The 23,173-nt window shown below is 66.0% G+C and carries 15 protein-coding genes (1 of these 15 cut by a window edge); 12 read left to right on the top strand and 3 right to left on the bottom strand.

What is annotated here, in order from left to right:
* The first annotated feature begins 9 nt into the window (after positions 1 to 9).
* The 11 genes from CCOS191_RS23710 to CCOS191_RS23660 all read left to right on the top strand — a co-directional run bounded on the left by CCOS191_RS23710 (position 10) and on the right by CCOS191_RS23660 (position 20,477).
* Positions 10 to 1,026, top strand: coding sequence for a magnesium transporter CorA family protein (locus CCOS191_RS23710; protein WP_046857242.1), 1,017 nt, complete (start codon positions 10 to 12; stop codon positions 1,024 to 1,026).
* Positions 1,027 to 1,379: 353 nt separating this feature from the next.
* Positions 1,380 to 2,774, top strand: coding sequence for a GABA permease (gabP, locus tag CCOS191_RS23705; protein ID WP_046857241.1), 1,395 nt, complete (start codon positions 1,380 to 1,382; stop codon positions 2,772 to 2,774).
* Between the two features lie 245 nt (positions 2,775 to 3,019).
* Positions 3,020 to 3,796: an efflux RND transporter periplasmic adaptor subunit gene (locus CCOS191_RS23700; protein ID WP_046857240.1), complete on the top strand. Its 777-nt coding sequence runs from the start codon at positions 3,020 to 3,022 to the stop codon at positions 3,794 to 3,796.
* On the top strand, positions 3,793 to 5,112 hold the full coding sequence (locus CCOS191_RS23695) for an efflux RND transporter periplasmic adaptor subunit (protein ID WP_046857239.1): 1,320 nt from the start codon (positions 3,793 to 3,795) through the stop codon (positions 5,110 to 5,112). The genes CCOS191_RS23700 and CCOS191_RS23695 overlap by 4 nt, the downstream gene beginning before the upstream one ends.
* A complete protein-coding gene (locus CCOS191_RS23690) occupies positions 5,109 to 7,205 on the top strand; it encodes an HlyD family efflux transporter periplasmic adaptor subunit (protein WP_046857238.1) in 2,097 nt (698 codons plus the stop codon). The genes CCOS191_RS23695 and CCOS191_RS23690 overlap by 4 nt, the downstream gene beginning before the upstream one ends.
* Before the next feature lie 87 nt (positions 7,206 to 7,292).
* Entirely contained in the window at positions 7,293 to 8,093 is an 801-nt protein-coding gene (locus CCOS191_RS23685; protein ID WP_046857237.1) for an aspartyl/asparaginyl beta-hydroxylase domain-containing protein, read from the top strand.
* The gene (locus CCOS191_RS23680; RefSeq protein ID WP_046857236.1) at positions 8,081 to 9,064 is read left to right on the top strand and encodes an aspartyl beta-hydroxylase; all 984 of its coding nucleotides are present in this window, start codon (positions 8,081 to 8,083) and stop codon (positions 9,062 to 9,064) included. Before CCOS191_RS23685 ends, CCOS191_RS23680 begins: the two co-directional genes overlap by 13 nt.
* A 175-nt stretch (positions 9,065 to 9,239) precedes the next feature.
* The gene (locus tag CCOS191_RS23675; RefSeq protein WP_082120484.1) at positions 9,240 to 9,797 is read left to right on the top strand and encodes a GNAT family N-acetyltransferase; all 558 of its coding nucleotides are present in this window, start codon (positions 9,240 to 9,242) and stop codon (positions 9,795 to 9,797) included.
* A 75-nt stretch (positions 9,798 to 9,872) separates the two neighbouring features.
* Positions 9,873 to 10,463, top strand: a complete 591-nt coding sequence (locus tag CCOS191_RS23670) for a phage tail protein (RefSeq protein ID WP_046857235.1) — start codon at positions 9,873 to 9,875, stop codon at positions 10,461 to 10,463.
* 138 nt (positions 10,464 to 10,601) lie between these two features.
* Entirely contained in the window at positions 10,602 to 18,917 is an 8,316-nt protein-coding gene (locus CCOS191_RS23665; RefSeq protein ID WP_052752658.1) for an Ig-like domain-containing protein, read from the top strand.
* A 63-nt stretch (positions 18,918 to 18,980) separates the two neighbouring features.
* Positions 18,981 to 20,477, top strand: coding sequence for a TolC family protein (locus CCOS191_RS23660; protein ID WP_046857233.1), 1,497 nt, complete (start codon positions 18,981 to 18,983; stop codon positions 20,475 to 20,477).
* A gap of 32 nt (positions 20,478 to 20,509) precedes the next feature.
* Here CCOS191_RS23660 and cysC read toward each other — a convergent pair whose 3' ends face one another.
* Genes cysC through CCOS191_RS23645 form a run of 3 tightly spaced genes read right to left on the bottom strand, consistent with a single transcriptional unit; the run spans position 20,510 to position 23,019 of the window.
* Positions 20,510 to 21,085: an adenylyl-sulfate kinase gene (gene cysC, locus CCOS191_RS23655; RefSeq protein WP_046857232.1), complete on the bottom strand. Its 576-nt coding sequence runs from the start codon at positions 21,083 to 21,085 to the stop codon at positions 20,510 to 20,512.
* Positions 21,086 to 21,140: 55 nt separating this feature from the next.
* Positions 21,141 to 22,157 (bottom strand): hypothetical protein, encoded by a 1,017-nt coding sequence (locus tag CCOS191_RS23650; RefSeq protein ID WP_231867456.1) that lies wholly within the window; start codon positions 22,155 to 22,157, stop codon positions 21,141 to 21,143.
* The gene (locus CCOS191_RS23645) at positions 22,147 to 23,019 is read right to left on the bottom strand and encodes a LysR family transcriptional regulator (RefSeq protein ID WP_046857231.1); all 873 of its coding nucleotides are present in this window, start codon (positions 23,017 to 23,019) and stop codon (positions 22,147 to 22,149) included. The genes CCOS191_RS23650 and CCOS191_RS23645 overlap by 11 nt, the downstream gene beginning before the upstream one ends.
* Positions 23,020 to 23,170: 151 nt before the next feature.
* Here CCOS191_RS23645 and CCOS191_RS23640 point away from each other — a divergent pair, with 151 nt between their 5' ends.
* Positions 23,171 to 23,173: the start of an MFS transporter gene (locus tag CCOS191_RS23640; RefSeq protein WP_046857230.1), read on the top strand. Its footprint extends 1,554 nt past the window's final position; 3 of the gene's 1,557 nt are visible here — the first part of the coding sequence; the start codon lies at positions 23,171 to 23,173; its stop codon lies off the right edge, out of view.

Here is a 23,173-nt window from a genome sequence, read left to right as displayed (position 1 = left end):
GGTGCTGGCATGATCGAAAGCTACAGCCTGACCCATGGCCAGTTGCGCAAGCGCAAGGGGCTCGATTGCGAGGTGCTGCTGTTCGTTGAACCGGACAGCGCCGAGCGTGAACTGTTGCAGGCGTGGTTCCACCTGGACGCCCATGCCCTGGCTTCGGCACTCGACCCGGACGAGGTGTCGCGCCTCGAACTGCACCGCGATGGCCTGTTCCTGATCTGGAAACGCCCGGAGAGCTACACCGGGGGCGACAGTTTCGCCTTCCAGGTGTCCTCGTTCGGCATGTTGATGGTCGACGGCCACCTGGTGCTGATCGCCCCGGACGCCTCCCTGCTCGATGGCCTTGGGCAGCGCCATGCGCTGCACGATCCGATGGATGTGCTGTTGGCCATCCTGCTGGACAACCTGCACCACTACCTGGGGCACCTGAAGGTGATCAAGATGGTCGCCCGCGAACTGCAGCAGCGCTTCGAGCAATCGCTGGAGAACCATCACCTGATGCAGATGTTCAACCTCAGCGAGAGCCTGATCCACTACATCAACGCCATCCACAGCAATGGCGCGGTGCTCTCGCGCTTGCGCGCCCATGGCGAGAAGCGCCATTTCAACCCTGAGGTGCTGGCGCTGATCGACGACCTGGTCATCGAGAACAACCAGTGCCACAAGCAGGCCGAGATCTACTCGACGGTGTTCGCCGGCTTGATGGACGCTCGCGGCAACCTGGCCAACAACGCGATGAACGAAACCCTGCGCAAGCTGACCCTGATCAACGTGGTGTTCCTGCCACTGAACCTGATCGCCAGCATTGGTGGCATGTCCGAGTTCAGCATGATGACCGCGGGTGTTCCCTGGTGGCTGGCCTATGCCGTGCTGGTGCTGGCGATGCTGTTGCTGGGCGTGCTCATGGTGCTGGCGCTCAAGCGCCTGGCCCGGGGGCGTCGTCCCATGGTGGTGCCTGCGCAATCCAAACGTCCCGATGTGCGGCCGACCCCTTCTTTCCCTGGTATCGCCAATTGGAGAACGCCATGAGCAACCTGCAGATCGGCCTGATGATCGTCACGGTGATCGTGGTGTTCGCGTTGGTGAACTTCTACTTGGATTACCTGCGTGACCGCGACTGACGCAATCAGGCATGTCCGGGGGCTTGACTGACGTGCATGGGCACGCGGTGTCGTGATCGAACAGTTGTCTGACGTTTTCGAGCATTTTGCTCGCGCCGCGCCCAGCTTAAAGTGGAGCCCGCATCCCCATGGTGCGTTGCCCCGGGCGCATGAGAAGGCCGTAACAGAGCGTGCGCAACGTACTCCGCCCTTAGCCGAGGAGACCGTTTCGCCTACGCCTGCCCGTCCCTTCCTTGTGTCAGTAAAAAGAGAACAAGACCAATGAACACCGTGGGAACTGATGGCAACCTTGCTCAAGGTTTCAAGCCACGTCACGTAACGATGCTGTCCATCGCTGGCATCATCGGCGCGGGACTTTTCGTCGGCTCCGGGCATGCCATCGCGGCTGCCGGGCCCGCCACCATTCTTTCCTATTTCGTGGCCGGCACCCTGGTGGTGCTGGTCATGCGCATGCTCGGCGAAATGGCCGTGGCTCACCCCGACACTGGCTCGTTCTCCACCTATGCCGACCAGGCCATCGGCCGTTGGGCCGGCTACACCATCGGCTGGCTGTACTGGTGGTTCTGGGTGCTGGTGATCCCCATCGAGGCGCTGGCCGCGGGGCATGTGCTCAACGCCTGGTTCCCCCAGGTAGACAGCTGGATCTTCGCCCTGGCCTCGGTGCTGTTGCTGGCCTGCACCAACCTGTTCAGCGTGGCCAAGTACGGCGAGTTCGAATTCTGGTTCGCCATTCTCAAGGTCACCGCGATTCTCGGCTTCATCGGCCTGGGTTTTGCCGCACTGGCAGGCTGGTTGCCGGAGCGCGAGGTCAGCGGGTTGAGCACGCTGGTCGACGAGCATGGCGGCTTCGCTCCCAAGGGCTGGTCGGCGGTGGTCGGAGCCTTCATCACCGTGATGTTCAGTTTCATCGGCACCGAGGCGGTGACCATCGCTGCCTCCGAGTCCAGCGATCCGGCGCGCAACATCGCCAAGGCCACCCGTTCGGTGATCTGGCGCATCAGTACGTTCTATATCCTGTCGATCTTCGTGATCATCTCGGTGGTGCCCTGGAACGACCCGCAGTTGGCGGTGGTGGGCTCCTACCAGCGCGCGCTGGAAATCATGAACATCCCCAATGCCGCGCTGATGGTCGACTTCGTGGTGCTGATCGCGGTGACCAGTTGCATGAACTCGTCGATCTACATCGCCTCGCGGATGATGTACTCGCTGGCCAAGCGCGGCGATGCGCCGGCGCTGCTGAAGAACACTTCACGGGTTGGCGTGCCGCGTGCTGCGGTGTTCGGCAGTACTTTGATCGGCGCGGCCATCGCCATCCTGAACTACTTCGCGCCCAAGGGCGTGTTCGAGTTCCTGCTGGCCAGCTCCGGTGCCATTGCCTTGCTGGTGTACCTGGTGATTGCCATTTCGCAACTGCGCATGCGTGGGCGGTTGGAGCGCGAGAACGCCAACCTCAAGTTCCGCATGTGGTTGTTCCCCTGGCTGACCTGGGCGGTGATCCTGTTCATCAGTGGCGCATTGACCGTGATGATGTTCACCGAGGAACACCGCGCCGAGGTCACCGCCACCTTGAGCCTGGCGATCGTGATCTCGTTCCTCGGCATCATCACCACCCGAGGGCATGTGCGTCGGGCGGTGGCCGCGCGGTCGCCGGGCTGACCCGGACTCTGTAAGCCTGCGCGGTTTCTGTGGGAGCGGGCTTGCCCCGCGAACACTGGCGACGCCCGTGCCTGGTGGCGTGGTCGCATTGGCTGGCCTCATCGCGGGGCAAGCCCGCTCCCACGCCGTTCCAAGGCCTGCTCCTTGCGCACTGTGAGCATCCCGGATCTTCATCGGCGTGATATATCCGTGCCATCATTTTTTGTCTTACACTCCGGCCATCAGCTCGCAAGGGAGTGCGCAACATGCTTCGCGGTTTCCGTCTGGCTTTGACCCTGGGTCTGTTGCACCTGCCACTGGCGCAGGCCGGCGATCCGCCCGCCGACCCCTTGCTCGATACCCCCGCAGCGTCCAGCGCCGGACAGAATCCCCGAGGCGTACTGCGTGCCCGCGACCAGGCCGTGCTGTCCAGTGAGCTGGCCGGGCGCATCGTCGAGATGCCCTATGCCGATGGCCAGGACTTCAAGCAGGGCAGCACCCTGGCGCGCTTCGATTGCAGCGCCTACCAGGCCCAGCTCAACGCCGCCCAGGCCGCCGTTCGCGCTGCTCGCGAAGAACTCAACCACAACCGCCAACTGGCCGCGCTGAAGTCGGTCGGTCAGTTCGAGGTGTCGCTGGCCGAGGCCAAGCAGGCCCAGGCCCAGGCCGAGGCCCAGGTGTACCAGGTGCAGGTCCGGCGCTGCGTGGTCAGCGCGCCGTTCGATGGCCGGGTGGTGCAGCGCCGGGCCCAGCCCCATGAAAGCGTCGCCAGTGGCTCGCCGCTGCTCGAGGTGGTGGACAACCGCTCGCTGGAAATCCACTTGCTGGTGCCCTCGCGGTGGCTGGGGCAGCTCAAGCAAGGCCAGCCGTTCGAGTTCGTTCCCGATGAGACCGGCAAGCCGCTGCAGGCACAGGTCAAGCGCGTCGGCGCCCGGATCGACGAGGGCAGCCAGACGTTGCTGCTGATCGGCGAACTGCCCCGTGACAGCCAGGGGCTGCTGGCCGGCATGAGCGGCACCGCCCACTTCGCCGCGCAACCATGACGGCCGCCGCCACGGGTGTGGCCGAGCACGCCTTCGCGCTGTTTCTCGGCCTGCAGCGCCAGGCCCGCCAGGCGACTGGTCCCGAGCAACTGGCCTACAACATGGTCAACGATGGCCAAACCCTGTTCGGTTTTCGCCATGCCGCCCTGCTGATCGCCGGCAAGGTTCGGGCACTGACCGGCATCAGTGTGGTCGAGGCCCATGCGCCGTTCGTGGCGTTTGTCGAACGCGCCGCTCACACACTCCAGGCAGCCGGCGTCGCGGCCCAGGCCGGGGCCGTGGATCCGACGACGCTGGACATCCAGGCCCAGGCAGACTGGCGCTCGCTATCCGCCGCCCACGCATTCTGGCTGCCCTTGCTTGATCGCCAGGGCAAAGTGTTCGGCGGGCTGTGGCTGGCCCGCGACCAGGCGTTCAACCCCGCCGAGCAAGCCCTGCTCACTCAGTTGGGGGAGACTTACGCCCATGCCTGGCTGGCTTTGGGCCCGGCCAAACCCTGGCGATTGCGTTGGCCACGGCGGCGCCTGCTGGTGGCCTTGGGACTGTCGCTATTGGTGCTGCTGGTGCCGGTGCGCCAGTCGGTGCTGGCCCCGGCCGAAGTCGTGCCGCGGGCAGGGCGGGTGGTTGCCGCGCCGCTGGACGGGGTGATCGCCGAGTTTCTGGTCAAGCCCAACCAGACGGTCGCTGTCGGTGACCTGCTGGTGCGCTTCGACGCCACCACCCTCAAGGCCCAGGTCGATGTCGCCGAGCGCGCCCTCGGGGTCGCCGAGGCCGAGCTCAAGGCCAGCACCCAGCGCGCCTTCAGCGATGCCGAATCCAATGCCCGCCTCGACCTGCTGGCCGCCCGTGTGGAACAGAAACGCGCCGAACTCGACTACGCCCGCCAGCTCCTCGGCCGCAGCGAAATTCGCGCTGAGCGTGCGGGAATCGCGGTGTTCGCCGACGCCGAGCGCTGGACCGGCAAGCCCGTGCAGACCGGCGAACGCCTGATGCAACTGGCCGATCCGCAGCAGGCCGAACTGCGCCTGGAGCTGCCGGTGGGCGATGCCATCGCCTTGCAGCCTGGCGCCGAAGTAGCGTTGTTCCTCGACAGCGACCCACTGCACCGTCATGGCGCTCGCCTGGAACGCGCGGCCTACGAGGCCCAGGCCACCGCAGCCGGGCAACTGGCCTATCGGTTGGATGCCGGTTTCGACGAGGCACCGCCGCGCATCGGTTTGCGTGGTACCGCCAAGGTATATGGCGAGCGCGCTCCGCTGGTCTACTACCTGCTGCGTCGCCCGCTGGCTGCGTTGCGTCAGGGGCTGGGGCTGTGACCCTGCCGGCGCTGCGCGCCGACCTGCAACTGTCGCCGGCGGCGGCCGGGCATGACGGCGCGCCACAGTGGACCCTGGCCGACCCGCTGCGCGGGCGTTACTTCAAGCTGGGCGGTGGCGCCGTGCGGCTGTTGCAGCACTGGCGCCTGGGTGACCCGCAGCGTGTGCTGGCTGCCGCCAATGCCGAGCCTGGCCTGGCAGTCGACGAGCAGGCATTGGAAGAGCTCTTGCTGTTTCTCGGCCAGCACGACCTGATCGGCGCCGAAGATGCTCGCCAGCGCGAAAGCTATGCGACCAAGGCCGCCGCCACCCGGCAGAGCCTGTGGACCCGTGTGCTGCACCAGTACCTGTTCTTCCGGATTCCGCTGTGGCGCCCGGATGCCTTCCTCAACCGCGCATGGCCGGTGCTTGAACGCCATGGCGGCTGGATCTTGCGCTACGCCCTGCCGTTGGTGCTGGCGTTGGGTGTGTTCCTGGTGATCCGCGACTGGTCGCGCTTCATCGCCACGTTCCCGCACTTGTTCAGCCTCGGCGGCATCCTCGCCTTTGGCGTGGCGTTGGGGTTCGCCAAGCTCTGCCATGAATTCGGCCACGCCTTCATGGCCAAGCGGGCCGGGTGCCGGGTGCAGAGCATGGGCCTGGCGTTCATGGTGCTGTTGCCGATGTTCTATACCGATGTCAGCGATGCCTGGCGCGTCAGCGACCGCCGTGCGCGGTTGCTGATCGATGCCGGTGGGGTGTTCGCCGAGCTGCTGCTGGCGGTGCTGGCGCTGCTGGCCTGGTCGCTGCTGCCTGACGGCCCGGCGCGCACGGCGGCGTTCATGCTGGCCAGCGCCACCTGGATCACCACCTTGCTGGTCAACCTCAACCCCTTCATGCGTTTTGACGGCTACTTCCTGATCAGCGACCTGTGGCGGGTCGAGAACCTGCAGAACCGCGCCTTTGCCCTGTGTCGCTGGCGACTGCGCGAGGCGCTGTTCGGCTATGGCGAGCCGGCCCCGGAAGCCTGGTCGCCGACCATGCGCCGTCGTTTGCTGGTGTGGGGCTATGGCGCCTGGCTGTGGCGCGCGGTGCTGTTCTTCGGTATTGCCCTCGCGGTGTATCACCTGTTCTTCAAGGTGCTGGGCATCTTCCTGATGCTGGTGGAGCTGGCTTGGTTCATCGGTTTGCCGGTGTACAAGGAGTTGCGGCAATGGTGGCTGCACCGTGGTCAGGCGGCGCCGGGCAAGACCTTGCGGGTGGCGGCCGGGCTGGGTTTGCTGTTGGCCGTGCTGGTGCTGCCCTGGCGTGGCGCGGTGGACGTGCCGGCGATGCTCGAGGCGTCCCGCGTCAGCGCACTGCATGCGCCAGTGGCGGCACGGGTGAAAAGCTTGCCAGTGGGCGAAGGGCAGGCGGTTCACCAGGGCGAGCTGCTGGTGGAGCTGGAATCGCCCGACCTGACGTCGCGCCAGTCCATCGTGCGCCGCGAGATCGACATCCTGCAGCTGCTGTTGCGCCGCCAGGCCGGGCGCAGCGAGACGGCGGCGGACGCCGGCGTGCTCGAGCAGCAACTGGCCGAAGCCGTGGCCGAGTACCGCGGCCTGGCCGCCCAGCGCGAGCGCCTGCAGCTGCGCGCGCCCCGCGACGGTGTGCTGCGTGACCTGCCGGCCGGCCTGGCAGCGGGGCAATGGGTCAGCCCGGCACAGACCTTGGGCCGGGTGGTCGAGCCGGGGCTGCGTTTGCGCGGCTACCTGGCCGAGGCCGACCTGTGGCGGGTGGCGGCCGGCAGCGAAGGGCGCTTCATCGCCGATGACCCGGCGCGCCCGGCATTGCCGGTGCGCGTGGAGCAGGTGGATGCCACTGGCGTTGCCGTGCTGGAGCTCGAAGCGCTGGCCTCCGACCGCCATGGCCCGGTAGCCGTGCGGCGTGATGGCCAGCAGCGTGCGGAGCCGGTGCAGGCCCAGTACGGCGTGCGTTTGAGCCCGTTGGGCGAAGTGCCCGATGTGGCCCAGCCGCTGCGTGGGGTGGCGGTACTGGAGGGCGCGCGCGAGTCGTTGCTGGGGGCCGCCTGGCGACGGTTGGCGGCGTTGGGGGTTCGTGAGAGTGGTTTTTAGGCGGCCTTTCCCCTCCAGGGACCCGTCGTCTTTAGGCTGTCCATGCCAGGAACACCGTTCAAGACAATGCCAACGCAAGGAGCCCGCATGACCGAGACCGCTCTGCCACTGTGTTCCCGCCTTACCTTGCCCACGAACCTGCCCGCGTTGCTGCAGGCCCTGACCCGGCTGGACACTCACGTCTGGCAGGCGCACTTCAACCGGGGCTACCACGAGGGTGACTGGAGCGGTGTGGCGCTGGTCGCCGCCGAGGACGCGCCGTTGCCGCTGGCCCCAGGCACAGGCGCGCCGACAAACCTGGCCTGGTGGCAAGGCGAGCCGGCCTGGCAGCAAGCACTCGCTCCCTTCCAGGCATCGCTGCGCGCCGCCCGCCTGTTACGCCTGGGGGCGGGGGCGAGGATTCACGAGCATCGAGACCCTGACCTCGGGCGCCCAGGCGGCTGCCTGCGCTTGCACATACCGCTGCTGAGCCCCCCGGGCGTGGAGTTCCTTGTGGATGGCCTGCAAGTGCCGATGCGCCCGGGCGAGTGCTGGTTCATCGACCTGTCGCGCCCCCACCGGGTCAACAACCCCGGACCCGGTGAGCGCATCCACCTGGTACTCGACTGCGCGGCCGACCCTTGGCTGCTGGCGCTGATCGGCGAAGGCCTGGCACAGACGCCGGCATTGCAGCCCGGCAGGGCCGGGCAGGCATTCGAACGGTTTCGCCAGCAGGTGAGTGAGGCGCCGGCATTGGCCGCGCAACTACAGGCGTTGGAGGAGCCCCGGGCCTTCGTGGCCGAGGCGGTGCGCCTTGGTGCCGAGCTAGGGCTGGCGTTTTCCGAGGCAGAGGTCCTGGGCGCCATGCGTCGGGGCAAGCAGGCATGGAGCGATCAATGGCGAGTGTGAATACCCCGATGGATTTTCACGGCTGGCTGCCCATCCGCCTCTGGCAAGGCGACGCCGGGTGGCGGGTGGACTGGTGCTGGTTCGGCGAGAGGCGCCTGGCCCGGCCGTTTTTCCGCGACGACGTCGACCAGGCGTTACGCCTGCCGTTCAACCAGGCTATGCGCCGCGACACCGATGTCTCGGCTTTGCTCGATTGGCACGCCCGTAGCCCGGGGCTGACGCCCTCGGCCTTGGTGTTCCATGCTTCACGCTGTGGTTCGACGCTGATCGCCCAATTGCTGGTCAGCCAAGTGCGAAATATCGTGCTGTCCGAGCCGCCGCCGTTGGACAACCTGTTGCGTGCCGCGCGCCAGGACCCGTCCGCCGCCGCCTGGCAGGCCGATGCATTGCGGGCGCTGTGTTCGGCCTACGGTCAGCGTCGTCGGGGCGACGAGCGCCAGCTGCTGATCAAGCTCGATGCCTGGAACATCTTCGACGCACCATTGCTGACGGCGCTGTATCCCCAGGTGCCACGAGTGTTCCTCTACCGTGACCCGCTGGAGATCGTCGTTTCCCAACTGCGCCAGCCGGGCATGCACCGGGTGCCGGGCCTGCTCGGCGGCTCTGGGCTCGACAGTGTGCTGACCGATGCCCAGGGCATGGGCGCGGTGCAATACACCTGCCGGATGATTGGCGAAATCCTTGCGGCTGGCCTAGCGTTGTGCGAACGCGAAGGCGCCATCGCGGTGAACTACAGTGAGTTGCCCGATGCTGTCTGGGGGCGCCTGGCGCCACTGTTCGGCATCCTGCCAGGCGCAGTAGCGGATTTGCAGGCGGTCGCGGCCTTCGACGCCAAGCAGCCGGCCATGAGCTTCAGCGCCGATGGCCAGCGCAAGCGTGACGAGGCCAGCGACGAGGTGCGCGCGGCAGTCGCCCGATGGGCCCTGCAGCCGTACAACGCTTTGGAATCCATACGGTTGCGAAATGCCTAGAAAGTGGCGTCAAAGTACCTCGAACGGGTGTTTGAGAAAATAAACATAAAGACCACGCTCGGGTAGTGGCTATATGCCTTGTTCTTCGGCTACGCTGCGAATGATCGTGTAGGACAATTCACTTGGATGTGCGCCCCTCACCATGGGGTAACCTTACGCAGGGAAGCCAGACCCGATGTCCATCCTCGAGGTGAACCTCCGTCCCACGGTGGACGCCGACCGGGCGTTCCTGCGCGAGCTCTATGGCACCACGCGTGCCGCCGAAATGGCCCTGCTGCCGTGGCCGCAGGCCGCCATCGATGCTTTCCTCGACCAGCAGTTCCAGGCCCAGCACGACCACTATCAGGCCCAGTTCGCCGACGCCGACTTCCTTGTCATCGAAATGGCGGGCGAGCCCATTGGCCGTGCCTACCTGCTGTGGGCCGACAGCCACGTGCAATTCATCGACATGGCCCTGCTACCCGCCTGGTGCGGCCGAGGCATCGGCAGCCGGCTGCTCGGCCAGTGGCTGGCACGTGCCGATGAACGGGGGCTCAGCGCCGGCCTGCATGTGACCTCCCACAACCCGGCCTTGCGGCTCTATCAGCGCTGTGGGTTCCAGGTGGTCGGCGAAAACGGCTTGTCGCTGAAGATGAGTCGGCCAGCGTCCATTGCCGCGATTGCAACCGGTGAGCCCCGATACCCAAGGGGGCCGGAGCTCCAGACCATTTTCCACGCCGATCGGCAGCTCTGAGCGTGCCTGTCACGAACGTGATTACCTGCGGGCCTTGAGGCCCGTCCTTGCCGCGTTGTCAAAGGAGTGCAGTAAATGAGTGAGCCATTCATCGGTCAGATCACATTGTTCGCGGGAAACTTCGCGCCACGGGGCTGGATGTTTTGCCAAGGGCAGCTGTTGAGCATCGCCACGAACACCGCGTTGTTCTCGATTCTGGGTACGACCTACGGTGGTAATGGCCAGACTACATTCGCCCTGCCCGACCTGCGTGGTCGCGCACCTGTCCAGCAGGGGCAGGGGCCAGGCTTGCCGAGTGTCGTGCTGGGCGAGGCAGCCGGCACGCCGACTACCACGCTGACATCGCTGAACATGGCGTCGCAGGCCGTGAACATTCCCGCCCAGACCGTATCGGTCGCCATCCCTGCCGCAGAAGGTGACGCCGACCTGCCGGCCCCTTCGACCACCGGCGTACTGGCCAAACCGAAGGACTCGTCCGGATCGGGTGTGTCGATCGACATCTACGCCTCCACCGCCAGCAATACCACGCTCAAGCCCTTCAACCTCACCATCCCTGCCACGACGGGCGCGACCGCACCAGGCAACCAGCCGTTCTCGAACCAGAGCCCTTACCTGGGCATCAACTTCATCATTGCGACCGAAGGGATCTTCCCATCCCGTAACTGAGGCCAGGATTTCGGCAGGCAGGGCAGCGGGGCGCGCATCGGCGCCCCGTCGTCCGTTCAGGATTACCAGACAAGGACAGGCCGCCCTCATCTGCAGGGACGGCAGGCATAAGCAGCCGCAGGGCTGAGCGAGGGCATCATGGCATTCTGGAAACGCGGTAAAGACACCCACACACCCAACGTTTCCGCGAGCCGGCCCAGCCTCATCCAGGCCTTGGAACCGCGCATGATGTTCGACGCCTCGGTAGGCGTGGTCGCCGATCAGGGGGCTCAGGCGGTCGAAGCCGCCGCAGCCGCCACCGGGGGCAAGGACACCAGCGCCGCCAGTGATGCGGCCAGTACCCGCGACAACACCGCCCACGAACCGGCCCATCAGGCCACACCGGCCACCGCGCCGATTTCCCAGGCTCCGGGCAATCATGAAGTGGTATTCGTCGACTCTGCGGTAAGTGATTACCAGAAACTCATCGCCGGCCTGCCTGCCGGGGTCGAGGTGGTGGTGCTGGATAACGGCAAGGATGGCTTCAAGCAGATCGCCGACTACCTCAATGGCCGTAGCGACGTCACTTCGGTCGATATCATCAGCCACGGCGACAGCGGCTATGTGTATCTGGCCGGCAATGCCATCTGGGCCAACCAACTGGCCAGCCATGGCGCCGATCTGGCGCGCATCGGCGCGAGCCTGGCCCCGGGCGGCGATATCCGCTTCTTTGCCTGCAACACCGGCGCCGGCAGCGATGGCCAGTTGTTCGTCAATGAGGTGGCGCGGCTCAGTGGCGCCGATGTGGGCGCCTCGTCCGATTCGACCGGCAACCGCGCAGGCGAGGACTGGGAGCTGGAGACCATCTCTGGCGCCGTGGCCACTGGCGTGGGCGTGCAGCGCGGTGACCTGTCGGCGTTCAACACCTCGCTGGCGACCATTACCGTCACCAGCAAAAATGCTTCGCTCATCACCAACGATGGCCAGGTATCCCTGGCCGAAGCCATCCAGGCCGCGAACACCGACACTTCGGTGGATGGCTCCGCCGCGGGCAGCGGCAACGACATCATCGTGTTCCACCAGAACCTGAAAGGCGAGATCATCCGCTGGTCGTCGGCCACGGCGCTGGTGGTGACCAGCAACATCACCATCAACGGTGATGTCGACGGCGACGGCAAGAGCGACATCATCCTCAGTGGCGACGTCAACAGCAACAACATCCGCGATGCCGGCGAGGCCTCGGGCCTGCAAAGCAACGGCAGCGGTGTGCTGACGGTGCGCAACCTGGACATGCGGCATTTTTCCAGCAACATCACCGGTGGCGCCATCCGCGCCAACGGCGGCTCGATCACCGTGGAGGACTCCAACTTCCAGGACAACGCCGGCACCGTGATCAACTCGGCGACCACCACTGGCTCCACGGTGGTGATCCGCAACACCACGATTCATGACAACAACGCCAGCATTGTCGGCGCCACCGGCATGTCGTCGCTGGTGCGCCTGGGCGGCAACAACAACCACGTCCTGGAGAACGTGGCGATATACAACAACAGTGGGACCTACGCCGCCACCGCCACGGTCGCTGGTGCTTCGGTCATCGTGCTGAGCAATAGCGGTGGGTCGGTGACCATCGTCAACAGCACCATCGCCAACAACACCTACCTCAACACCAGCAGTGGCACCATCAACTCCGCCGGCCTGGGCTGGGCCACCGGCGGCGCCGGCACGGTGACGGTGTTGAACAGCATCATCAGTGGCAACACCGTCAATGGCGCTGCCCTCGATGCCGCCACCAACAGCGGCAGTGGTGGTGGCTACACCAGCACCACCAACCTGATCGGCACGACGGTCAACTTCGTCAATGCCGCCGGCGGCGATTACCGCCTGGCCAGCACTGCCAGCAACGCCATCGACCAGGGCACCCAGGCGGGTGCGCCGGCCACCGACCTGCGCGGCTTCGACCGACCCCGTGGCGGCGGTGTCGACATCGGTGCCTACGAGGTGCTGTATTCCGCGCCACCGCTGGTCGACCTGGACACCGGCACCGGGGGTAACGACAGCACAGTCAACTTCGCCGGCTCCCCAGTGGTGATCGTGCCGAACATCAGCATCAGCCAATCCGACGGCGACACCCAGGTCAGCGGGGCCACCCTGACCCTGGGCGGTGTGCTCGATGGCGGCAGCGAGACGCTGTCGCTCACCGCCGGGCAGATCGCCACGGCGGCCAGCTTCGGCATCACCATCGGCGGTTCAGGCACTGCGGTGCTATCGCTCAGCGGCGTGGCCACCCTGGCCCAGTATCGTGCGGTGCTCGCCGCAGTAACCTATGGCAATGCTGCGGGGGCCTACACCAGTGGCACGCGCAGCGTGACCGTCAGCATCAATGACGACATGGGCAGCACCACCCGCACCGCCTCGGTGGTGGTCCAGCCGCCCAATGCCGCGCCGGTGATCGCCAACCTCAACGGCGACAGCCAGACCTTCACCCAAGGCAGTGGCGCCGTGCTGCTCGACAGCGGCAGCAACGCCACGGTCACCGACAGCGACTCGGCCGACTTTGCCGGCGGTAACCTGACCGTGGCGGTCAGCGGCAACGGCGTGGCCGGCGAAGATCTGCTGGGTATCCGCAACCAAGGCACCGGCGCCGGGCAGATCGGCGTCAGCGGCAATACGGTCAGCTATGGCGGAGTGGCCATCGGCACTTACACCGGCGGCACGGGCGGCGCCAACCTGGTGCTGACGTTCAACGGCAATGCCACGGCCGCAGCGGTCCAGGCGGTGGTGCGCAACCTTACCTACGACAACAGCAATGCCGCCAACAGCATCGGTCAGGCCACCCGTACCCTGTCGGTCACCATCAACGATGGCGACGGCGCCACTTCCAGCGCGGCGTCGGTCACGGTGGCCATCCACGAGACCGTACCGCCAACAGCCACCATCAGCCTCAGCGACACGGCCCTGAAAGTGGGCGAGACGGCGACGGTAACCATCACCTTCAGCGAGGTGGTGAGCGGCTTCACCAATACCGACCTGACGGTGACCAACGGCACCCTGAGCGCGGTGTCCAGCAGCGATGGTGGCAAGACCTGGACCGCCACCTTCACTCCGACCAGCAACATCACCAGCGCCAGCAACGTCATCACCCTGAACAACGCCGGCGTCACCGACCTGGCCGGTAACGCTGGCGCAGGCACCACCAGTTCGGCCAACTACAGTATCGACACACAGCGCCCGACGGCGACCATCGTGGTGGCCGACAGCAACCTGAGCATCGGTGAGACGTCCCAGGTAACCATCACGTTCAGCGAGGCCGTGACCGGCTTCACCAGTGCCGACTTGACGGTGGCCAATGGCACCTTGAGCGCCGTGACCAGCAGCGATGGCGGGATGACCTGGACCGCGACGTTCACCCCGACCAGCGCTATCACCGACGCGACCAACCTCATCACCCTGGACAACACCGGGGTGAGCGATGCCGCCGGCAACGCCGGCAGCGGCACCACCAACTCGAACAACTATGCCATCGACACCCAGCGCCCGACGGCGACCATCGTGGTGGCCGACAGCAACCTGAGCATCGGTGAAACGTCGCAGGTGACCATCACCTTCAGCGAGGCCGTGACCGGCTTCACCAATGCCGATCTGACGGTGGCCAACGGCACCCTGGGCGCTGTCTCCAGCAGCGACGGCGGGATCACCTGGACCGCGACGTTCACCCCGAACAGCTCCATCACCGATGCGACCAATGTCATCACCCTGGACAACACCGGGGTGAGCGATGCCGCTGGCAACGCAGGCAGCGGCACCACCAACTCGAACAACTACGCTATCGACACCGTGCGCCCGACCGCGACCATCGTGGTGGCCAACCCCACCCTGGCCATCGGGCAGACGTCGCTGGTTACGTTCACCTTCAGCGAGGCGGTCATTGGCTTCAGCAATGCCGACGTGACCGTGGCCAACGGCAACTTGAGCGCGGTGTCCAGCAGCGACGGCGGGATCACCTGGACGGCCACCTTCACCCCGTCGAGCAACATCACCGACACCAGCAACCTCATCACCCTGGACAACAGCGGGGTGGCCGACCTGGCCGGCAACGCCGGTAGCGGCACCACCGACTCTAACAACTACACCATCGACACCCAGCGGCCGACGGCCACCATCGTGGTCGCCGACAACAATCTCACTGTCGGTGAGACCACCACGGTGACCATTACCTTCAGCGAGGCGGTCACCGGCTTCACCCTGGCCGATCTGACGGCGCCGAACGGCAACTTGAGCGGGCTTTCCAGCAGTGACGGCGGCATCACCTGGACGGCGACCTTCACCCCTTCGGTGAACGTGCAGGACGCCACCAACGTGATCGCCCTGAGCAACAGCGGGGTGGCCGACCTGGCCGGCAACGCCGGCAGCGGTACCACAAACTCCAACAACTACGGCGTCAGCACCTTGCAACCCACGGCCACCGTGGTGGTAAGCGATGCGGCGCTGCGTATCGGTGAAACCTCGCTGGTGACCATCACCTTCAGCGAGGCGGTGACCGGTTTCACCAATGCCGACCTGACGGTGGCCAACGGCACCCTGAGCGCGGTATCCAGCGCCGACGGCGGTATCACCTGGACCGCCACCTTCACGCCAACCAGCAATATCCAGGATGCGACCAACCTGATCACCCTGGACAACAGTGGCGTGGTCGGGGCCAGCAGCGGCAACGCCGGCTCCGGCACCACCGATTCGAACAACTACGCCATCGACACCCAACGCCCGACCGCAACCATCGTGGTGGCCGATAGCAGCCTCGCGATCGGCGAGACGTCGCTGGTGACCATTACCTTCAGCGAGGCGGTGACTGGCTTCAGCAGTGCCGACCTGACGGTGGCCAACGGCACCTTGAGCGCAGTGTCCAGCGCCGATGGCGGTATCACCTGGACCGCGACCCTGACGCCGACCGCCGGCATCACCGACACCTCCAACCTGATCACCCTGGACAACAGCGGGGTGACGGACACCGCCGGCAACGCCGGTTCCGGCAGCACCGACTCGAACAACTACGCCATCGACAGCCAGCGCCCGACCGCCACCATCGTGATTGCCGACCCCACCCTGACCGCGGGTGAAACCACCACGGTGACCTTCACCTTCAGCGAGGCGGTGACCGGTTTCAGCAACGCCGACCTGACCATTGCCAACGGCACCCTGAGCGCTGTGAGCAGCAGCGACGGCGGCATCACCTGGACCGCGACCTTCACCCCGAACGCCGGGGTGCGCGACCTCAGCAACCTGATCACCTTGAACAACACCGGTATCAGCGATCTGGCCGGCAACGCTGGCGTCGGCACCACCTCGTCGGCCAACTACACAGTCGACACCGTGGTCCCCACTGCCACCATCGTGGTCGCCGACAGCGCCTTGCGGGTCGGCGAAACGTCGCTGGTGACCATCACCTTCAGCGAGGCGGTGACTGGCTTCAGCAATGCCGACCTGACCTTGGGCAATGGCACCTTGAGCGCTGTCTCCAGCAGCGATGGCGGCATCACCTGGACCGCGACCTTCACCCCCACCAGCAACATCACCGACAGCAGCAACCTGATCACCCTCGACAACAGCGGCGTGGTCGGCGCGAGCAGTGGCAATGCCGGGGTCGGCACCACTGACTCGAACAACTACGCCATCGACACCCAACGCCCGACCGCAACCATCGTGGTGGCCGACAGCAGCCTCGCGATTGGCGAGACGTCGCTGGTGACCATCACCTTCAGCGAGGCGGTGAGCGGCTTCACCACCGCCGACCTGACCGTGGCCAACGGCACCCTGAGCGGGCTGAGCAGCAGCGATGGCGGTATCACCTGGACCGCGACCCTGACGCCGACTGCGGGCATCACCGACACCTCCAACCTGATCACCCTGGACAACAGCGGGGTTACGGACGCGGCTGGCAATGCCGGCTCCGGCACCACCGACTCGAACAACTACGCTGTCGACAGCCAGCGGCCAACCGCCACCATCGTCATGGCCGACAGCGATCTGCGTGTCGGTGAAACCTCGTTGGTGACCATCACGTTCAGCGAGGCGGTAACCGGCTTCAGCAACGCCGACCTGAGCGTGGCCAACGGCACCTTGAGCGCGCTCTCCAGCGCCGACGGCGGTATCACCTGGACCGCCATCTTCACGCCGAGCAACGGTGTGCAGGACGGCACCAACCTGATCGTACTGAACAACACGGGCTACACCGACCTGGCCGGCAACAGCGGAACCGGCACCACTTCATCGGCCAACTATACGGTCAGCACCGTCGTCCCAACCGCCACCGTCGTGGTTGCCGATACGGCCCTGCGCGCGGGCGAGTCGAGCCTGGTGACCATCACTTTCAGCGAGGCGGTGAGCGGCTTCACCCTGGCCGACCTGATGGTGGCCAACGGCACCTTGAGCGGGTTGAGCAGCAGCGATGGTGGCATCACCTGGACCGCGACCCTGACACCCGGCAACGGGGTCGAGGACACCAGCAACCTGATCACCCTGGACAACAGCGGCGTGGTCGCGGCGTCTTCCGGCAACGCCGGCGTGGGCAGTACCGATTCCAACAACTATGCCATCGATACCCGCGTTCCCAGCGTGACCAGCGTCGGTGGCCCAGCGGGGGTTTCCTACAACGCCGGTGACGCGCTGGTGTTCGTGGTCAACGCCAGCGAAGCGGTCCAGGTCACCGGGGCGCCGCGCCTGGCCCTGGACATCGGTGGACACACGGTGTTTGCCGAGCTGGTGGCGGGCGCCGGCACCTCGACCCTTGTGTTCCAGTACCTCGTCCAGGCCGGTGACAACGACGCTGATGGCATCACCGTGACCGGTCTTGCCGCCAATGGCGCGACCCTTGTCGACGCCGCGGGCAACGCCATGGACCTGACCCTGAATGGCGTGGCCGATACCCACCAGGTGCTGGTCGATACCCAGGCGCCGAGCGCGGTCGGCATCGTCACCCTCGACCCGTCGCCGAGCAACGCCCAGAGCGTGCGCTTCACCGTGACCTTCAACGAGCAGGTCAATGGCGTCGACCTCGGCGATTTCAGCCTGGTCGGCACCGGCTCGGCCAGCGGCACGCTCAGCGGCCTGCAAGCGCTGGGCGGTGGAGTCTATGTGATCACCGTCAGTGGCGTGCACGGCACCGGCACCCTGGGCCTGAACCTCAATGGCAGTGCCACGGGTATCACTGATGTGGCCGGTAACGCACTGGTCGGTGGCCTGACCGGCGCCACATACAACATCGACCGCGACGCCCCCACGGTGAGCAGTGTCGGCGTGCCGGTCGGCGTCCCCTATAACACGGGCGATGTGCTCACCTTCGTGGTCAACACCAGCGAAGCGGTGCTGGTCGACGGCGTGCCACGGCTTGCCCTGGATGTCGGCGGGCGCACGGTTTACGCCGATTTCGTGGCCGGTTCAGGCACGCCGACGCTGGTGTTCCAGTACCAGATCCAGGCCGGCGACAACGATGCCGATGGCATCCAGGTGCTCGGCCTGTCGGCCAATGGCGCGAGCCTGCACGATGCGGCCGGCAATCAACTGACACCGGGGCTGAACAATATTGGCGACAGCCACGGGGTCATTGTCGACGGCACACCACCCAGTGTGGTCTCGATCGTGGCGAATCCGTCGCCGACGCCGGGCAGCCAGTCCTTCACCGTGACCTTCAGCGAGGACGTCAGCGGTGTGGGCCTGGGCGACTTCGAACTGCTGGCCAGTGGCAACGCCAGCGGCACGCTGCAGTCGCTGGTACGCCTCGACGGCCATACCTGGCAGGTCAATGTTGCAGGGGTGGCAGGCAGTGGTGGCCTGGCCCTTGGGCTCAAGGCCAGTGGCACGGGCATTCGCGATGGCGCAGGCAACGCCCTGGTCGGCGGCTTCGCCGGGCAAAGCGTGACATTGCAGTCGACCGACGGTGATCCGGAATTCCGCGCCTACCCACCGGCGCGCCCGGGCCAGGCCAGCCCAGGCACGCCGGTGGTGATCGCACCGTTGCCGGTAACGGCGCCGTTCCAGTCGCCGCTGCTGCCACAGCCGCTGTTCGAGGTGCCGACAACGGGCGGCGGGCTGCCGACCTTGGGCAATCTGTTCATCCAGAACGGTGCGCTGGCGCCCAGCTACCTGGCCCAGGTATTCGCCGGCCAGCACGCCGACAGCGGTATCGGCAATGGTTCGGGAGCCGGTTTCCTCGGCTTTGGTGGTGGTGACGCCAATGTATTCGGGGCCAGCAGCCTGGCCAACATCTTCGACAAGACGCTGCTGGATGACGGTGGCCAGTATGAACTGAGCGGTGGCAAGCCATTCCGCCAGGGGGCAGAGGCGGGGGCGGGCAAGGGCCTGACCGGGGCGCCGACCCTCGGGCAGCAGTTGCAGGCCTTCCGGGAGGGGGAGCAACACCAGGCCAGGCAACTGGCGCAGGCGTTGGGGCAGGTCGAGGTACCCGTGCCGCAGGCCTGAGCCGGCGCACGCGAGCAATCCAATTAGAAGAAAAGCAGTGCCGTACCAAGGGGGCGGACAGGGATGAGCAGAGCATCGAGGATTTTTGCGGTAAGCGTACTGGCACTGGCGGTAACAGGGTGCGCGGTCAAGACCCAACCCATCGACCGCAGCGTCAGCGAGCAGCGGGCGCGGGCGGACCTTGCCAGCATGTTCAAGGGCCAGGAGGCCTTGCAAGGGCCGCTGACCCTGCACCAGGCCATGGCCCGTGCGGTCAAGTACAACCTGGAGGCACGCCTCAAGATCATGGAAGAAGCCCTGGCCCAGCGCCAGGTCGACCTGGCCACCTTCGACATGCTGCCGCGCATGGCCCTGTCGGCCGGTTACGCCGGGCGCAGCAATGTCAGTGCTTCGAGCAGCCAGAGCGTGCTGACCAATACCCAGTCCCTGGAGCCGTCGACCTCCCAGGACCGCGACCGCGACGTGGCCGACCTGACCATGGTGTGGAACGTGCTCGACTTCGGTGTCAGCTATGTCAGCGCCAAGCAACAGGGCGATCAGCGCCTGATCGTCCAGGAACGCCGGCGCAAGGTGGTGCAGACCATCATCCAGGACGTGCGCTCGGCCTACTGGCGGGCGGTCGCCGCCGAGCGCCTGCTCAAGCAGATCGACGCGCTGATGGTGCGGGTCGAGCAGGCCCGGGACAACAGCCAGCGCATGGGTGACCAGCGCATCGGCGACCCGATCCAGGCGCTCAACTACCAGCGCTCGTTGATCGAGGCCACCCGCCAGTTGGAGGAACAGCGTCGCGCGCTGTCGCTGGCCAAGACTGAACTGGGGGCGCTGATCAACCTGCCGCCGGGTAGCGAGCTGACCCTCGCCGCCACCGACGACTACAGCGTGCCGGAGCTCAAGGTAGGCCTCGAAGCGCTGGAGCAGCAGGCCCTGGCCACGCGCCCCGAGTTGCGCGAACAGGACTACCAGGCCCGCATCAGCGCCGCCGAGGTACGCAAGTCGATGCTGCGCATGCTGCCGGGGCTGGAGTTCTCGGCGGGCGGGCACTACGACAGCAACAGCTTCCTGACCAATCAGCACTGGGCCGATTACGGCGTCAAGGTCACCTGGAACCTGTTCAACGTGCTGTCGGGGCCGGCGTCCATCGATGTGGCCAAGGCTGGAGAGCAGGTGGTCGAGGCGCGTCGCCAGGCGATGTCGATGGCCATCCTGGCCCAGCTCTACGTGGCCAATGCCAATTACAACGAAGCTCGTCGCCAGTTCGCCACCAGCCAGCAACTGGTCGCCCTCGACCAGCAGATCGTCGAGCAACTGCGCAATCGCCACCAGGCGCAGGGCATTGGCGAGCTGGAGCTGATCCAGGGGGAACTGAATGCGCTGCAGGCCGACCTGCGCCGCGACCTGGCCTATGCCGAGCTGCGCAACAGCTATGGCCAGGTGTTCGCCAGCGCCGGGCTCGACCCGTTGCCGCAGACCCTGCCGTCCGGCGAACTCGCCGACATTGCCCAGGCCCTGGGCAACAACGAGGCACGTTGGCAGCGTGGCGATATCGCCCCGGGCAGTTGAGTGCCACCAGCAGGCGCGGGGTCAGCCCGCGCCTACTGCGGTTGGTGCAGTACCCGCTGCTGTACGTACGCCAACAGTTGCGCCGTTGCTATCGGCAGCGGCACTTGTGCCGTCTTCACCACCAGCTCCGGTCGCTCCGGCACTTCGTAGGGCGCATCGATACCGGTGAAGGCCGGCAACTCTCCCGCCCGGGCGCGGCGATACAAACCCTTGGGGTCGCGGGCCTCGCAAGTGGCCAGATCAGCCTTGACGTGCACTTCGTGGAAGCCCGCCTTACAGGCCTGGCGCGCGGTGGCGCGTCCGGCGCGATAGGGCGAGATCAACGCGGCAATGCAGATCAGCCCGGCATCGGCGAACAGCGCCGCCACCTCGGCTGTGCGGCGGATGTTTTCGTGGCGATCCTCGGGCGAGAAACCCAAGTCGGCATTCAGCCCTGTGCGCAGTACATCACCGTCGAGCACGTAGCAGCCATGTCCAAGCTCATGGAGCTCTCGGGCCAGGGCCTGGGCCAGTGTCGACTTTCCCGCGCCTGAGAGTCCGGTAAGCCAGATGACCGCGCCAGCTCGGGCACGTGACGGTGGATGTTCATCGCTTCCTGCGTGATGCACCTTGGACGTCTCCGAAAGGGGGAGGGCTCGAGTGTATGCGCGGCGTGGTGGTATGTCAGTGGCCGGGGTACAGCAGCTGGGCAACGCCTGGATCGGTCAGCAGGCGGGCGGGGTCATGGCCGATACCCGGCAGTACGTACTGACGATGTGAGAACGCTATCGACCAGCGCTGGGCCAGAAAAGCCTCGTAGCGCAGGTAGTTGAGTTGCCGCTCGACCCGGTCACTGCCCTGGGCCTGGGCTGCACAGCTGCGGTCCATGATCCGGCTGTGCGGGTGGCGGTCGCGCTCGCCGACCAGGTAGGTCACGTCGCGCGCGGCGTAGCGGCTTAGCACCTGGCGGGCATCGAGATGCTGCGTGACGAAGTAGTCCGGTGCGCCTGGCAGGCCATAGCGGTAACGGTCGTAGTCGGCGCACTGCGCGGCAGGTAAAGGGGCGAAGCCTTCGCCAAGGGGGCGGTTGGCATCCAGGTACAGGTAGGTGGAGGGGCTGGCGACAATGTAGCGCACATGGATGCCAAGGGCGCGCAACGTCTGGTCGCCCGTGCCGAGCAGCGTGTAGCGCTGCAACAGTTGGCCGCCGGCGGAATGGCCAATTAAGGTGATGTCTTCAAGGTGTGGAAATCGATGACGATCGGCAAGGTAGGCGAGAAGGTCGTCGAGCACGGCGAATGCCGAGATGCCGGAGCGTCCGGCCACGGACTCGTGGCCCTGCAGCCATTGGCTTTTCACCCACAAGGGCGGAGTGGGCGTTGCCTGGGGATCGTCTTCGCTGAAGAAACGGGGGGCCAGCAGCAGCGTGTCGTCCTGGGTGAGTCCCGCATTGCCGAGCAGGGTCAGGCCGCTGCGATAGTAGTGGTCGGCATCACGGTGCACGCCATGGAGCACGATCACTGCGTGCTGGACCGGCAGGCGGGTGTCGAGCCTGGCATTGGCATAGGTGAAGAAAGGGTAGGGCGCAGGCTTGCCCAGCGTCATCGTCTGCATGGTGTCGCCGGCCCACGCGGGCCAGGCCAGGCAGGCGAGCACCACCAGCAGCGCCCGATAGCCGGCACGTAGGTGATCATTCGGCACCTTGGCGCACTCCTTCTATATAGCGCAGCACTGCGGGCGACTTTTCGAAGCGGCGGTGCACCAGGCTCAGCCATGAACTTGCCTGGGCGTCGGCGATGGGCCGGTAGTTGACCTGGGGCAAACTGATGCGCTGGACCACCGACGCCGGTACCACGGCCACGCCCTGGCCCAGTGACACCAGGGTGAGCACCGCCACCAGGCTGCCCGGTTGCGGCCCCAGGCGGGGGGTGAAACTGCCCTGGCTGGCAATTGCCAGGGTGCCGGAGATCTGCTCGGGCAAGATGAAGGTTTCGTCGGCCAGGCGTGAGGCCGGGATGGTCTTCAGTTCGTTGAGGCGCGAGTTGGCCGGCAGCGCCAGGACGAAACCTTCCTGATGCAGGGCGATGGCATTCAGGGTCTGCGGCAGCTCCATCGGCGAGCGCAAGTAGGCGAGGTCGAGTTGGCCCTCGTCGACAAGAGAGGGGAGCTCGAGCATGGGCACTTCGCGAATGTTCATCTGTATGCCGGGATAAGCCTGGGCAAACCGACTGACCTGTTGCTGCAGGGTGCCGGAGTAAGCCGCCGAGGCAACGTAGCCGAGCTCGATCCGCCCACTGTCGCCGCGACCTGCACGCTGCGCACCCAACTGTGCGGCGTCGAACTGCTGCACCGCCTGTTCTGCCTCGGTGAGCAAGGCCTGGCCAGCAGCGGTGAGGCTTACCTCGCGCTGGCTGCGCTCGAACAGCCGCACGCCCAGCTCACGCTCCATGTCCTGGATCTGCCGGCTCAGGGTCGGCGGGGCGATACCCAGTTGTTCGGCGGCGCGGGTGAAGTGGCCGTGGCGGGCGACGGCAAGGAAGTAGCGGAAGTGACGTATCTCCATGGGGCCTCGTTAGCCAGGCGCTAATGACGCGGGACGTGCTGGCTAACAAGCCGGGCGCCCTGCGGCGTTATGGTTGAGGCAACACTACAAGGCTGGCGTCGTGGCGGTAAAGCGGCGACGACCTGCCTGCTCTCTATAATGGAGCCTTGCCATG

This window comes from Pseudomonas sp. CCOS 191, from assembly GCF_001007005.1.
Taxonomy (GTDB): domain Bacteria; phylum Pseudomonadota; class Gammaproteobacteria; order Pseudomonadales; family Pseudomonadaceae; genus Aquipseudomonas; species Aquipseudomonas soli.
The sequence above is the reverse complement of the archived record's forward strand: the minus strand, read 5'-3'. Positions and strand labels throughout refer to the sequence as shown.

What these genes read in the sequence shown, in the direction of transcription:
- CCOS191_RS23710 (WP_046857242.1), top strand. Translation starts at nt 10, where the DNA reads ATGATCGAAAGCTACAGCCTGACCCATGGCCAGTTGCGCAAGCGCAAG.
- gabP (WP_046857241.1), top strand. Translation starts at nt 1,380, where the DNA reads ATGAACACCGTGGGAACTGATGGCAACCTTGCTCAAGGTTTCAAGCCA.
- CCOS191_RS23700 (WP_046857240.1), top strand. Translation starts at nt 3,020, where the DNA reads ATGCTTCGCGGTTTCCGTCTGGCTTTGACCCTGGGTCTGTTGCACCTG.
- CCOS191_RS23695 (WP_046857239.1), top strand. Translation starts at nt 3,793, where the DNA reads ATGACGGCCGCCGCCACGGGTGTGGCCGAGCACGCCTTCGCGCTGTTT.
- CCOS191_RS23685 (WP_046857237.1), top strand. Translation starts at nt 7,293, where the DNA reads ATGACCGAGACCGCTCTGCCACTGTGTTCCCGCCTTACCTTGCCCACG.
- CCOS191_RS23680 (WP_046857236.1), top strand. Translation starts at nt 8,081, where the DNA reads ATGGCGAGTGTGAATACCCCGATGGATTTTCACGGCTGGCTGCCCATC.
- CCOS191_RS23675 (WP_082120484.1), top strand. Translation starts at nt 9,240, where the DNA reads ATGTCCATCCTCGAGGTGAACCTCCGTCCCACGGTGGACGCCGACCGG.
- CCOS191_RS23670 (WP_046857235.1), top strand. Translation starts at nt 9,873, where the DNA reads ATGAGTGAGCCATTCATCGGTCAGATCACATTGTTCGCGGGAAACTTC.
- CCOS191_RS23665 (WP_052752658.1), top strand. Translation starts at nt 10,602, where the DNA reads ATGGCATTCTGGAAACGCGGTAAAGACACCCACACACCCAACGTTTCC.
- CCOS191_RS23660 (WP_046857233.1), top strand. Translation starts at nt 18,981, where the DNA reads ATGAGCAGAGCATCGAGGATTTTTGCGGTAAGCGTACTGGCACTGGCG.
- CCOS191_RS23645 (WP_046857231.1), bottom strand. Translation starts at nt 23,019, where the DNA reads ATGGAGATACGTCACTTCCGCTACTTCCTTGCCGTCGCCCGCCACGGC.